This is a genomic window from Roseomonas sp. TF40, from assembly GCF_057219975.1.
Window position 1 is genome coordinate 59114 of the sequence record NZ_JBXVVR010000005.1, and the last position, 12922, is coordinate 72035.

The 12922-nt window shown below is 70.1% G+C and carries 10 protein-coding genes; 8 read left to right on the top strand and 2 right to left on the bottom strand.

Annotated features, from left to right (window positions below):
• Nucleotides 1-9: 9 nt before the first annotated feature.
• Entirely contained in the window at nt 10-1563 is a 1554-nt protein-coding gene (locus tag AC2D9U_RS15300; RefSeq protein WP_484750439.1) for an ABC transporter substrate-binding protein, read from the bottom strand.
• Nucleotides 1564-1981: 418 nt separating this feature from the next.
• Between AC2D9U_RS15300 and AC2D9U_RS15305 the strand changes: the two genes are divergently transcribed.
• From AC2D9U_RS15305 to AC2D9U_RS15330, 6 genes are all read left to right on the top strand, one after another.
• Complete coding sequence (locus AC2D9U_RS15305; protein WP_484750442.1) at nt 1982-3313, top strand: ABC transporter substrate-binding protein; 1332 nt, start codon at nt 1982-1984, stop codon at nt 3311-3313.
• A 165-nt stretch (nt 3314-3478) separates the two neighbouring features.
• Nucleotides 3479-4372: a carbohydrate ABC transporter permease gene (locus tag AC2D9U_RS15310; RefSeq protein ID WP_484750445.1), complete on the top strand. Its 894-nt coding sequence runs from the start codon at nt 3479-3481 to the stop codon at nt 4370-4372.
• Nucleotides 4372-5292, top strand: a complete 921-nt coding sequence (locus AC2D9U_RS15315; RefSeq protein WP_484750448.1) for a carbohydrate ABC transporter permease — start codon at nt 4372-4374, stop codon at nt 5290-5292. The genes AC2D9U_RS15310 and AC2D9U_RS15315 overlap by 1 nt, the downstream gene beginning before the upstream one ends.
• 2 nt (nt 5293-5294) lie before the next feature.
• The gene (locus tag AC2D9U_RS15320; protein WP_484750452.1) at nt 5295-6356 is read left to right on the top strand and encodes an ABC transporter ATP-binding protein; all 1062 of its coding nucleotides are present in this window, start codon (nt 5295-5297) and stop codon (nt 6354-6356) included.
• A complete protein-coding gene (locus AC2D9U_RS15325) occupies nt 6353-8722 on the top strand; it encodes a xanthine dehydrogenase family protein molybdopterin-binding subunit (RefSeq protein WP_484750456.1) in 2370 nt (789 codons plus the stop codon). The genes AC2D9U_RS15320 and AC2D9U_RS15325 overlap by 4 nt, the downstream gene beginning before the upstream one ends.
• On the top strand, nt 8719-9597 hold the full coding sequence (locus AC2D9U_RS15330) for an NAD(P)-dependent oxidoreductase (RefSeq protein WP_484750458.1): 879 nt from the start codon (nt 8719-8721) through the stop codon (nt 9595-9597). The genes AC2D9U_RS15325 and AC2D9U_RS15330 overlap by 4 nt, the downstream gene beginning before the upstream one ends.
• Nucleotides 9598-9853: 256 nt before the next feature.
• Here AC2D9U_RS15330 and AC2D9U_RS15335 read toward each other — a convergent pair whose 3' ends face one another.
• On the bottom strand, nt 9854-10606 hold the full coding sequence (locus AC2D9U_RS15335) for a GntR family transcriptional regulator (RefSeq protein ID WP_484750460.1): 753 nt from the start codon (nt 10604-10606) through the stop codon (nt 9854-9856).
• Nucleotides 10607-10727: 121 nt separating this feature from the next.
• On the opposite strand from AC2D9U_RS15335, the gene AC2D9U_RS15340 reads away from it, so the two are divergent.
• Both AC2D9U_RS15340 and AC2D9U_RS15345 read left to right on the top strand, forming a co-directional pair.
• Nucleotides 10728-11669 (top strand): dihydrodipicolinate synthase family protein, encoded by a 942-nt coding sequence (locus AC2D9U_RS15340; protein WP_484750462.1) that lies wholly within the window; start codon nt 10728-10730, stop codon nt 11667-11669.
• Entirely contained in the window at nt 11666-12916 is a 1251-nt protein-coding gene (locus AC2D9U_RS15345) for an NAD(P)/FAD-dependent oxidoreductase (RefSeq protein ID WP_484750465.1), read from the top strand. The genes AC2D9U_RS15340 and AC2D9U_RS15345 overlap by 4 nt, the downstream gene beginning before the upstream one ends.
• Nucleotides 12917-12922 lie beyond the last annotated feature (6 nt).

Sequence of the window (12922 nt, forward strand, 5' to 3'; positions counted from 1 at the left end):
GGCCGTGGTTCAGCCGGCGATCCGCACCCGGTGGAGGTTGATGCGGCTGTCCGCCTGCGGGCGCCAGTTCGCGATGCGGCGTGACACGCCGTAGATGTCCTGCGGCAGCCACAGGAAGATCCACGGCGCCTGCTCGCTCACGATGCGCTGCGCGTCGCGGTACATCCGCGCCCGCGCAGCGCCGTCCAGTTCCGTCTCGGCTGCGTCGAGCAGCCGGTCCACCTCGGCATTCGTAAAGCCAGCGCTGTTGCCGCGCCCGCCGCTGCGCAGCGTCGGCACCATGATGTCGGACGGGTCGAGCGCGCCGTTGCCCCAGGAGGTGAGGAACATGTCGCGCTCGCGCCGGCGTTCCGCGGTCTGCCACATCGGTGTCAGCACCGCGCCTTCCCACACCTGCGCGCGCACGCGCAGGCCCGCGCGGGACAGCAGCGCGGCGATCGCCTCGGCCAGTTCGCGCAGCGCGGCGACGGTGTCGATCACCATCTCGGTGCCCTCGGGCACGCCGGCTTCCGCCAGCAGGGTGCGGGCGCGCGCCACGTCATGGGCATAGTCCGGCAGATCCGGATTGAAGGCGAAGGCGTCGGGGCTCATCACGCCGCGCAGCGGCGTCGCGGTGCCGTTGAGGATGCGGCTGATGATCACGCTCTTGTCGAGGGCGTGGTTCAGCGCGCGGCGCACCCGCACGTCGGTGAAGGGCGCCTTGGCGTTGTTCATCGCCACGAAGAAGGTGCGCGTGCCGTTCACCTGCATGACCTGGGCATTGCGGGAGGCCTGCACCTGGCGCATCGCGGAGGGCGGCAGTTCGCTCACGATGTCCACCTCGCCCGCGAGCAATGCGGCGATGCGCGCCGAATTCTCCGGGATGACGCGGAAGATCGCGCGGTCCACCTGTGCCGGGCCGGCGCCCGGGATCTCGGTGCTGCCGCCGTAATACTCGGCGAAGCGGTCCATGATCACCGCCTCGCCGCGCCGCCATTCCGCCAGCCGGAAGGGGCCGCAACCGTCGGGGCGGCTCTGCATCCCTTCCTGCCCCACGCGCTCGACATGCCGGCGGTTCACCACCTCCTGGAAGGGCAGCATCGCGGTCAGGATCGGCCAGGGCTCGCGCAGGACCATGCGCACCGTGCGTTCGTCCACGACGATCGTGTCCTCGAGCGGGCCGAGCAGCCCCTGGCGCGGGCTGGTCTGGCCGCCCATCGCATTGGCCTTCACCAGGCGGTCGAAGGTGAACTTGATGTCCTGGGCGGTGAGCACGTCGCCCGAATGGAAGCGGATGCCGGAGCGGATGCGCATCTCGTAGGTCCGCGAATCCACCTGCCGCCAGGATTCGGAGATCTCGTTCTGGATCCGCATGTCGGCGTCGCGCGTCAGCAGTCCGTCGTGGATGTTGCGGATGACGTTCTGCGTGTCGCGGTTGCGGTGGTTCGCGGGGTCGAGCGTGAGGACATCCGTGGCGACGCCGACGCGCACCTCCCTCCCGCGCGCCTGGCCGAAGGCAGGGGGCGAAGCGGCCGCCGCGGCGGTCCCGATGCCGGACAGAATCGCGTTGCGACGCGTGATCATTGCCGTTCCCTCCCCTTTCCGCCGTGCCGCGGGCGGCGACGACGAGTCGACTGGCTGCGCGCGCCAGCGTCCGTGCGTGTCTTGTCTCAGGCGACAGCCTCTGCCTGTACAGCCTCTGCCTGTCCGGGAAAGCAAGCAACATGCCAGCGACCGCATGGGCGCGCTGCCATCCCGCATCGCCACGAACCGCCGTCGCGCCGTTCCGGCCAGGCCGGCACAAGGCTGATCCGGCGTGGAAGCGACGCCATCGGCGTGGAATCCGCGCGTCAACCAGCCTGGCCGCGCGCGTCGCGCTGGTGGGCGTGCGACGATGCAGGCCCGGCATCGCGCCTTGCACAGTTGGATCGCGGGCCGGGTGCGACCCTGGACACCCGCCATGGCCTGCAGAATACTCCAGCGACAAGCCATGGAGGCGTTGATGCAGACTTCCGCCAATTCCCTGCCACGTCGCAGCGTGCTGGCAGGCCTCCTCGGTGCGCCGGCGGTGCTCGGCGGCGGAAGTGCTGCCGCGCAGGGCGCCGGCAACCTCAACTTCATCGGCTGGTCGGCCGCGGTGGATCAGGTGCGGGCGCAGATCTCCGCCTTCGAGCGTGCGACCAGCATTCGTGTCAACTACGAGAACTTTCCCTGGGCGCAGTTCCGCACGGCGCTCGTGACGCGACTGGTCGGCAATGCCCCCATCGATGTCTCCTGGATCTCGGACGCCTGGCTGCCGGAATTCGCCGAGGCGGGCTGGCTGGCCGACGTCAACGACATCCCCCAGCTCATGCGCTACAACGCCGAGGCCGCGGACTACTGCACGCAGTCCATGACCTATCGCGGCAGGCAGTACGGCCTCGCCTACTACGGCGACCACATGAGCTTCATGTACAACACCGAGCTGCTGCAGCGCGCCGGCATCTCCACCCCGCCGACCACCTGGGAAGAGGTCGTGCAACTCTCGCTGCGCATCAAGCAGCAGGGGATCGTGGAGTTTCCGCTGCTGCTTTCCCTGGCCGCCGACACCTGGCTGATCGAGTTCGTCAGCGCGCTGACCTACGCCTTCGGCGGTCGCATGGTGGACGACCAGGGCAACGCCGTCGTCGCGGATGCGAATCGCGGCGCGGTGCGCGCGGCGCGCTACATCCGCGAGGCGATCGCGACGCATCGGATCCTGTCCCCCGGCGCGGTCGAGACGGGCGAGATCAACGGGCTGCGCGCCTTCGGCAGCGGCCAGCATGCCTTCGCCATCGTGCCGACCTACCGCATCCGCGCGCTGAACGATCCCTCGCAGGCCACCGCCGCCGGCAAGATCAGGATCGCGCTGATGCCGAAGGGCGGGCCCGACGGCACCAACAACACGCTTGGCTGGATCCGCTTCTACGGCATGACGCCGGCGGCGAAGGCCGATCGTGCCCGGCGCGAGCGGGCCGTGCGCTTCATGGAATTCTTCGGCGGGCGCGACACCGCCGGCAACTACTCGATGCAGAAGCTGCTGCTGACCGATGTCGGCCTGCCGTCCTGCGCGATGCCGGTGAATGACGATGCGGATGTGAAGACCTTCTGGGATCGCTGGGCAGGCGGCGGCGCGGTGATCGCGCAGCAGGCGATGCTTGCGAGGAAGAAGGACACCATCTCGCCCTGGTTCGGCGAGTGGGTGGAGACGTCGAACCAGGCGTGGCAGGCGGTCTGTCTCGGTCGTGCGGAGCCGGAAGCGGCGCTGCGCGGCGTGGCCGCGAAGTGGACCGAACTGCGCCGCGCCTTCCGCTAAGCCGTCCGCGCGGCGCGATGCGTCGCCTGGACTGGCCCGCAGCGTGGTGCCATGCGGCCGGAAGGCCCATCCTCCCGTGGTGGCACCGCGGCAGGGGCGATGGGGCTTGCGACCGCAACTGCCGGGCCGCCGCATGAGGACAAGCAGAGTGACCAGGCATTCCCCATGCTCGCCGCCCTGAACCGCAAGTTCGGATACGACGAGCGCAGCGCCGCCATCCTGGTCTTCCCGGTGGTGGCGGTACTGCTCGTCGTGGCGGCATATCCGATCCTCTATTCCTTCTGGGTCAGCCTGCACGACATCGTGCTGACACGCCCGCTGCGCCGTCCCTTCGTGGGCGCGGACAACTATCTCCGCATCTTCGGCGATGAGCGGTTCTGGCTCGCGGTCACCCGCACCACCGTTTACACCGTGGTGACGGTGGTGGTGACGACCGTGCTCGCGGTGCTCGTCGCGCTGCTGCTGAACGAGAGCTTCCCGGGGCAGCGGCTGCTCTCTGCGCTGCTGCTGGTGCCCTGGGCGACGCCCTCGGTCGTCAACGGGTTGATGTGGAAGTGGATCTACGACCCGACCTACGGGCTGCTCAACGCGCTGCTGCTGCAACTCGGCCTGATCGAGCGCTACCGTGCCTGGCTGGGCGACCCGGACCTGACGCTGCTGCTGATCGCCAACGCCGCGATCTGGAAGCAGATGCCGCTGGCCGCGCTGCTGCTGATCGTCACCATGAAGGCGATCCCCGACGATCTCTACCGCGCGGCGAAAGTGGATGGGGCGAACGTCTTCCAGCGCTTCGTCCATGTCACCCTGCCGGCGCTTCGGCCGGGGCTCATGCTCGTGCTGGTGTACGAGACGATGATCAGCATTCGTCACTTCGACCTTTTCCTGATCATGACCCAGGGCGGGCCCGGCGATGCCAGCTTCACGCTGTCCTGGCTGATCTATGTCGAGACCTTCCGCTCGCTCCGCTTCGGTACCGGTGCCGCCATGAGCTACGTGCTCGCGATGGCCACCTTCCTGCTGTCCTGGGCGGTGATCCGCTGGCTGGGGAGACGCATCTGATGGCCGGCCGTCCCGTCGCACCCCGCATCGGCCGCGCGCTGCTGCTGGCCTTCTTCTCGGCGCTGTTCGTGCTGTACGTGGCCGGCCCCGTGGGGTGGCTCGTTTCCTCCTCGCTCCAGACCGAGGCGCAGATCACCGCCATCCCGCCGAACTGGCTGCCACCCGAGGTCAATCTCGGCAATTTCGACGCGATCCTGAACGCCGCCGAGCGGCAGGTGACCTACGAGACGCGCCGCCAGGGCGACCCGGCCACGGGCGGCTTCCTGCCCTCCGGCGCTGCGAACCTCATTCCCTCGCTGTGGAACAGCCTGACGGTCGGGCTGTGGGTCGCGGCGCTGAACCTGCTGCTATCGGTGACCGCGGCCTATGCCATCGCGGTGATCGATTTCCGCGGGCGGCGCGCGACGCTCTACACGGTGCTCGCCACGCGCGTGGTGCCGGACATCGCGCTGATCGTGCCGCTGTTCCTGGTGATCCGGAACCTCGGCCTGATCAACACGCTCGGCGCGCTGGTCGTCACCTACCTCGCCATCACCGTGCCCTTCACCATCTTCATCCTGATCTCCTATTTCGAGGGAATCCCGCGCGATCTCTACCGCGCCGCGCGCATCGACGGCTGCGGGCACTGGGGCGCCTTGCGGCATGTCTACCTGCCGCTCTCGCTGCCGGCGCTGGTGGCCTCGCTCACCTTCGCCTTCCTCACGTCCTGGAACGAGTTCGTCTTCGCGCTGGTGCTGACCCAGAACGTCGCGGCACAGACGCTGCCGATCGTCATCTCCGGCTTCGTCATGGACTTCACCACCAGCTTCTCCTTCGTCAACGCGGCGGGCGTCATCGCCATCATCCCGCCGGTGCTGATGGCGGTGCTTTTCCAGCGCTACATCGTCTCCGGCCTCACGGCTGGCGCGGTGAAGGGATAACCATGGCCACCATCACCTGCGAACAGCTCACCAAGCGCTACGGCAGCGTCGTCGCCGTGGACCGGCTGGACCTGACGATCCGGCACGGCGAGTTCATGGTGCTGCTCGGCCCCTCGGGCTGCGGCAAGACCACGACACTCAACATGATCGCTGGCCTCGAGGAGATCAGCGACGGCGTGCTGCGCTTCGACGAGGCGGACGTCACCTGGCAGCCCCCGCACAAGCGGGAGGTGGCGATGGTGTTCCAGTCCTACGCGCTCTATCCGAACAAGACGGTGCGGGAGAACATCGCCTTTCCCCTGCAGCTCCGCCGCACGCCGCGCGCCGAGGTTGAACGCGCCGTAGCGGAGGTGGCGGCGCAGCTCGAGATCGCGCATCTGCTGGACCGGCGACCGTCGCAGCTGTCGGGCGGGCAGCGCCAGCGCGTCGCGCTGGGCCGCGCCATCGTGCGCAAGCCGAGCGTCTTCCTCATGGACGAGCCGCTGTCCAATCTCGACGCGGCGTTGCGGCTGTCCATGCGCAGCCTCATCAAGCACCTGCACCAGCGGCTGCGCGCCACCTTCGTCTACGTCACGCACGACCAGGCGGAGGCGATGACGCTGGCGGACCGTATCGCCGTGATGCGCGGTGGCCTGATCCAGCAGCTCGACACGCCGGAGGGCATCTATTCGCGCCCTGCCAACACCTTCGTGGCCTCCTTCCTCGGCAGCCCGCAGATCAACCTGGTCGAGGGCGAGGTCGCAACGGATGGCGCCTTCACCCGCGGCGCCTTGCGCCTGCCGCTCCCTGACGGTGCCGCCGCGCCCGGCCGGCAGGTGATCCTCGGCCTGCGCCCTGAGGATGTGGCCGCCCCGTCGCCGGGCCTCGCCACCTTGGAGGTGCGCGTCGATCTCGTCTCGCCGCTGGGCTCGGAGACGCTGCTCGAGGTGGTGGCGCCGGGCGACGTGGCGCTGACGCTCCGCGTGCCGAAGGAATGGCGCGCGAAGGCGGGCGAGAGCATCGCGCTCGGCATCGATCCGTCGCGGCTGCACCTGTTCGACAGGCAGACCGAGGCGCGGCTGTGAGCGTCCCGCCGCCCCCCGAGCCGGGCGGCCCGCTCGGCAAGGCGCTGCGGCGGCGGGAGGACCGGCGCCTGCTGGTTGGGCAGGGCGGCTTCCTCGACGACATCGCCTCCCCCCCCGGGTGCCTTCACGCGGTCTTCGTCCGCAGCCCGCACGCCCATGCGCGCATCGGCGCGATCGACAGCGTGGCAGCCTGCGCGCTGCCTGGCGTCGTGGCGGTGCTGACCGGGCGCGACCTGGCCGGTCTCGTTGCCCCGCTCCGCATGGCGCCCCCCATCGAGGGCCTGCTGCCGATGGAGATGCCGGTGCTGCCGATCGAGGCCGCGCGCTTCGTGGGCGACCCCGTGGCCGTCGTGCTCGCCGAGACGCGCAGCGCCGCGGAGGACGCGGCCGAGCTTGTCGCGGTGGACTGGCAGTCTCTGCCGGCCATCGCGGACATCGCCCAGGCCAGGGCGGCCGCCGTGCTGGTGGACCCGGCCGTGCCGGGCAACCGGGTCTCGCACCAGGTTTTCGCCACGCCGGGGCTCGATGCCGCCTTCGCGCGAGCGGATCGCGTGGTGGAGGCCCGCTTCGGCCAGCATCGCCAGACCCATGCGCCGATGGAGACCCGCGGCGTGCTGGCGATCTGGCATGCCGGGCGCGAGCAGCTGACGATGCGCGTCGGCACCCAGGCGCCGCATCCCTATCGCAGCGCCGTTGCCGCCCGGCTCGGCCTGAAGGAATTCCAGGTCACGGTCGAGAGCCCGGAGATGGGCGGCGGCTTCGGCCAGAAGATCATCCCCCTGCGCGAGGATCTGTGCCTTGCCGCCGCATCGCGCCTGCTGGGCCGCGCCGTGCGCTGGCGCGAGACGCGCGGCGAGAACCTGACCGCGGCGATGATGGCGCGTGAGGAGATCGTCACCACCCGTGCCGCCGTCAACGCCGAGGGGCGGCTGCTCGGCCTGACCTGCGCGATGGAGGCGGATTTCGGCGCCTGGTCCTTCTTTCCCGCGAACTACATGGCGCGCGTCGTCGCGATGATCCTGCCCGGGCCGTATCGCGTGCAGGACTACGGCTACGACGTGCAGGTCTGGCTGACCAACAAATGTCCCGCAGGCCCGATGCGGGCGCCGATGGCCGTCACCTCCTGGATCATGGAGGGAACGATGGACGCCATCGCCCGCGAACTCGGCCTCGACCCGCTGGAGGTACGGCGGCTGAACACCATCGCCGATGCCGACCTGCCCTTCGTCACCGCCACCGGCGAGCGCTACGACGCGCTGACGCCGCGCGCCACGCTGGATGCCGCCGCCGATCGCCTTGGCTATGCGGCATTGCGCGCACAGCAGCGCAAGCCGGGCGAGACGCTGCTCGGCATCGGGCTCTGCACGGTGGTCGAGAGCACCACCTACGGCTCGGCCTTCTACAAGGCGGCCGGCATCCCGGGATCCGGCCACGAGGTGGCGACGATCCGCGTCGAGCCGTCCGGCGCCGTCATCGCCTCCTGCGGGTTGATGGGGTCCGGCCAGGGCTACGAGACGACGCTGGCCCAGGCCGCCGCGAGCGGCCTCGGCGCGGCCTTCGAGGATGTGGTGATCCAGATCGGCCACAGCGACATCGCGCCCTATGGCATGGGCAGCCGCGGCAGCCGCGGCGCGACCGCGGGCGGTGGTGCGCTCTACATGGCCGGGCAGCGGCTGAAGGCGAAGGTGCTGGCCATCGCGGCCGCGATGCTCGACCTGAACAGCCCCGACAGCCTCGACCTGCACGAGGGCAGGGTGATGCGGCAGATGGAGGGCGGCCGGGTCGAGACCGGGCTGACCCTGGCGCAGGTTGCGCGCACCGCGCATCTCGATCCGCTGCGCCTGCCGCCGGGAATGGAGCCGGGGCTGCACACGGTGCTCGCCTATGATCCGCCCGCGATGACCTACACGAACTCCACCCATGCCTGCGCGGTTTGGATCGACCGCGCTACCGGCGCGCTGTCCATCCTGCGCTACGTCGTCGCCGAGGATTGCGGCATGCGCATCAACCCGCTCGTCGTCGAAGGCCAGACACATGGCGCCACCGCCATGGGCCTGTCCGGCGCGATGATGGAACACGCGGCCTATGCAGCGGACGGGCAGGCGATCGCCGGCTCCTTCATGGACTACGCCATGGCGCGCGCTGCCGACCTGCCGGACTTCGTCCTGTCGCACCACGACACGCCCAGTCCGTCGACGCCAGCCGGCATCAAGGGCATGGCGGAAGGCGGCACGATGGGCGGCATCGGCGCGCTGATGAATGCCGTGAACGACGCGCTGGCCCAGGCCGGCGCAAGACTGGAAGACCAGCCGGCCACGCCGGCGCGCATCTGGGCCGCCCTGCAGGCGGCGAAAGGCATCACATGACGGATACGCTCCCCCGCATCGGCTTCATGGGCATCGGCATCATGGGTGCGCCCATGGCCGGGCACCTGCTGGCCGCGGGCCACAGGCTGACTGTCGCCAACCGCTCCCGCGGGCCGCGCGTGCAGGCGTTGCTCGACGCGGGCGCGGCTTGGACGGAGACGCCCGCCGAACTGGCGGCCGCGAGCGACATCGTCATCACCATCCTCGGCTTCCCGCAGGATGTGGAGGCGGTGTGGCTCGGCGCCGGCGGGCTGCTGGCCGGCGCCCGGCCCGGGACGCTGCTGATCGACATGACCACCTCCGCGCCGCGCCTTGCCGTGCGCCTTGCAACGGCGGCCGCGGCGGCAGGTTGCGCGGCACTCGATGCGCCGGTGTCGGGCGGCGAGCTTGGCGCGCGCAACGCAACGCTTTCCATCATGGTGGGTGGCGATGCGGCGGCTTTCGCGCGTGGGGAGCCCGTCTTCGCGCGCCTGGGCAGGACGATCCGCCACCTGGGTGGCCCCGGCGCTGGGCAGCACACGAAGATGGCGAACCAGATCGCCATCGCCTCCACCGTGATGGGCGTCGCGGAGGGGCTCTCCTACGCGCGCCGGGCAGGGCTGGATGGCGAGGCCGTGATCGCCGCGCTCGCGCCGGGCGCCGCGGGGTCCTTCCAGCTCACCGCGCTCGGGCCGAAGATGCTGGGCGGCGACTTCGCGCCAGGGTTCATGGTCAAGCACTTCCTGAAGGACCTTGGGATCGCGGTCGCCGAGGCCGAGGCCATGGGCCTCGACCTGCCCGGTCTCGCCCAGGCGCGCCGGCTGTTCGAGCGTGTTGCCGCAACGCTCGGCGGCGAGGCCGGCACGCAGGCGATCATCTCCGCCTATGCACACTGACCCGGCGTCTTCGGAACCAGCGCACCGGCGCGCCCCGTTGTTCTCGAGCGCTGCCGTGCCGTCGGAGGGAATCGACAGCCGCTGGTGGAGCCCGGCACGCTGGGATGGTCCCCATCACCCGCGCGCCGGCCGCGCCCTCCAGCCTGCGACGGGCTGCCAAGGCCGCCGCACGCGATCCTGCCGCGCTGTGCGCAGGGTTCACCGCTGATGGCGTGATCCAGGTCAGGCACCCTCCGTCAAACCGGACCTGATCCGATCAGGATCGCCGCAAGCGCCGAGCGCGGCCTGTATCCGATACAGGCTTCTCCTGCGGGCGGAGGGCAACCGGCCTGCCAGCTGAAGCGGCCATGCCGGATGTGCGCCGCAACACCGCCGCGAGATCGGCGCGCACGCCCTCGATATGCGCGGCGAGCAATTCACAGGCGGATCGCGCATCGCCGGCACGGCAGGCAGTGAGAAGCTCGCGGTGCTCGCGCGCAGCCTTTGCAAAGGCGCGCGACGACGCAAGCTGCAAGCGCGTGTAGCGTTCACTCGTCTGCAGCAGGCCCGCGACGATCGACACACTCTTGGGCAGGCGAGCGGCGCCGTAGAGCGCCATGTGGAACTCGGCGTTGAGCGTGCCGGATCCGGCGATCCCGCCCGAGGTGACCATGGCTTCGAAAGCGCGCTGCGCTGCCTCGATGCGCAGGAAATCCTCATCCGTCAGGCGTGGGATCGCGTCTCGGAGCAGGCGCGGCTCGAGCATGACGCGGAGGTCAAAGACGTCATCGACCTCTTCCTTCGACAGCCCGGTCACGAGCGCGCCCTTGTGTGGCACCAGCTGGACAAGGCCCTCGGCCTCCAGCTGGAACAGCGCCTCCCGTACCGGGATGCGGCTGACGCCGAAGGCCTCGGCCAGCGCGTCCTGACGGAGCTGCGCGCCGGCGGCATGCTCACCGTCCAGGATCGCGGTGCGCAGGCGATCGGTGATCGCGGCAGACAGGGTGCGGTGGGGAAGCGGGACGCGCATGGGGCAAAGGATAGCGTTCCGCGCGCAAGAGAGCCATTGACGAATAGATTTTATAAAATCTACATTTGGTCGGAAGCCGGGATTGGGCCGGCCCAGCAGGTGAGGAGGGGATCCCGCCCCAATGCAGACGAACGTCTTCCGCGGCACAGTGCCCGCCCTCATGACCCCCTGCACGGCGGCAGGTGAACCCGATTTCAGCGCCCTCGCCCGCGCCGGGCGGCGACTGGTCGACATCGGCATGAGCGGTGTTGTCTATTGCGGCTCGATGGGGGACTGGCCGCTGTTGAGCGACGAGGCCCGCATGCGCGGCGTTGAGGCCCTCGTCGCGGCGGGCGTTCCCGTCATCGTTGGTACCGGTGCGCAGAGCCCGGCGCGTGCCGCCGCCTTCGCGGCGCATGCCCGCAAGGTCGGCGCTGCGGGATTGATGGTGATCCCGCGCGTCCTGTCCCGTGGCTCCTCGGTGGCCGCGCAGCGCGCGCATTTCGAGGCGGTGCTCGAGGCCGGCGCAGGCCTGCCCGCCGTCATCTACAACAGCCCCTACTACGGCTACGAGACCAAGGCCGATCTGTTTTTCGACCTGCGTGCGCGTCACGCCAATCTCGTCGGCTTCAAGGAGTTCGGCGGGGGCGCGGCGCTGACTTACGCTGCCGAGCACATCACCGGGCGCGACGCATCCCTGCTGCTTCTGGTCGGTGTGGACACGCAGGTGTTCCACGGCTTCGTTAATTGCGGAGCCGTGGGCGCGATCACCGGGATCGGCAACGCGCTGCCTGAGGAAGTGCTTCATCTCGTCGCGCTGTGCCGCAAGGCGGCCGAGGGCGATCCGGTGGCGGAGCGCCGCGCGCTCGAACTCGATCGCGCGCTGCACGTGCTCTCGACCTACGACGAAGGTGCCGACCTTGTCCTCTACTACAAGCACATGATGGTGCTGGCCGGTCACCCGGAGTACGCGCATCATTTCGTTGCCACCGATTCTCTCTCGGCAAGCCAGCGCCACTACGCCGAGACGAGCTGGGCGCGGTTCAAGGCTTGGTACGCCAAGTGGAAGTCGGCAGGCCCGTGACCGGGCAGCGGGCCCTTGTCGTCGGCGGCGGCCTCGTCGGCGCCGCCTGCGCCTGGCGGCTTGTGCGGGATGGCTGGGCCGTCGATCTCGTCGATCCCGGCGATGCGCGGGCCGCGGCATCCTGGGGCAATGCGGGGCATCTCGCGATCGAGCAGACCGCGCCGCTCGCCTCGCTGGCCACGTTGCGCTCCTTGCCCCGACGGCTCTTCGCCTTCGGCGGGCCGGTTGGGCTTCATCTCCGCGATGCGGCCGCGTGGCTGCCCTTCGGCTTGCGCATGCTCGCCGCCGTCGGGCCGGAGCGAGTTGCCAGCGGCACAAAGGCGCTGAGATCCCTGCTCGAACACGCGATCCCGGCATGGCGGCGGCTGGCGGAAGACGTTCGTGCCCCCCTGCTGATCCGCGCGGATGGTCACTTCGTGGCCTGGGAAAGCGGGGCGACGCATGCAAGCGGGCGCGCGGCCTGGCTTCGGGCGGATCTGGGTGCGGCCTCAGCGCGCGAGGCGACCGCGGAGGAATTGCGGTGGCTGCAGTCCCTGTTCGCCGGCCGCCCTGCCGGCGCGCTGCGCTTCGAGGGTAGCGGCCAGGTCCTCGAGATCCAGGCCCTGCGCGACCGGCTGGCTGCCGCCTTCGTCGCGTCGGGGGGCAGGGTCCGGCAGGGCCGCGCCGTCGGCATCGAGGTCGAGGGAGCGAAGGCCTCGCTCCGCCTGGATGACGGGGCGCTGCAAGCGAGCGACCTGATCGTCCTTGCCGCAGGTATCGGATCGGCGCCCCTGCTACGTCCGCTCGAAGGGCCGGTGCCGCTGATCGCCGAGCGCGGATACCACGTTGAGGCTCGCGATGGGCTCGAAGGCTGGCCCGGCGATCTGCCGCCCGTTGCCTTCGAGGATCGCTCCGTCATCGTCACCCGCTTCGCCTCCACGCTGCGGCTGGCTGGCTTCACGGAATTCGCCGGCCATGCCGCCCCGGCCGACCCGCGGAAATGGGACCGGCTTGATCGCCACGCGGATGCGCTCGGCCTGCCAGGTGCGGGCGACCGTGCGCGCTGGATGGGTGCGCGGCCGACCCTGCCCGACTACCTGCCGGCGATCGGCCGCGCTCGGGCGGCGTCGAATCTCATCTATGCGTTCGGCCACCAGCATCTCGGCGTGACGCTCGCGGCCATCACTGGTGAGCTTGTCGCGGCCACGGCGCGTGGTCTCGCGCCCGCCGTGCCGCTCGCACCGTTCGACATCCGCCGCTTTGCGTGAAGGGGA

Coding starts and splice junctions, on each gene's coding strand:
- AC2D9U_RS15315 (WP_484750448.1), top strand. CDS start 4,372: ATGGCCGGCCGTCCCGTCGCACCCCGCATCGGCCGCGCGCTGCTGCTG.
- AC2D9U_RS15335 (WP_484750460.1), bottom strand. CDS start 10,606: ATGCGCGTCCCGCTTCCCCACCGCACCCTGTCTGCCGCGATCACCGAT.
- AC2D9U_RS15305 (WP_484750442.1), top strand. CDS start 1,982: ATGCAGACTTCCGCCAATTCCCTGCCACGTCGCAGCGTGCTGGCAGGC.
- AC2D9U_RS15330 (WP_484750458.1), top strand. CDS start 8,719: ATGACGGATACGCTCCCCCGCATCGGCTTCATGGGCATCGGCATCATG.
- AC2D9U_RS15340 (WP_484750462.1), top strand. CDS start 10,728: ATGCAGACGAACGTCTTCCGCGGCACAGTGCCCGCCCTCATGACCCCC.
- AC2D9U_RS15300 (WP_484750439.1), bottom strand. CDS start 1,563: ATGATCACGCGTCGCAACGCGATTCTGTCCGGCATCGGGACCGCCGCG.
- AC2D9U_RS15320 (WP_484750452.1), top strand. CDS start 5,295: ATGGCCACCATCACCTGCGAACAGCTCACCAAGCGCTACGGCAGCGTC.
- AC2D9U_RS15310 (WP_484750445.1), top strand. CDS start 3,479: ATGCTCGCCGCCCTGAACCGCAAGTTCGGATACGACGAGCGCAGCGCC.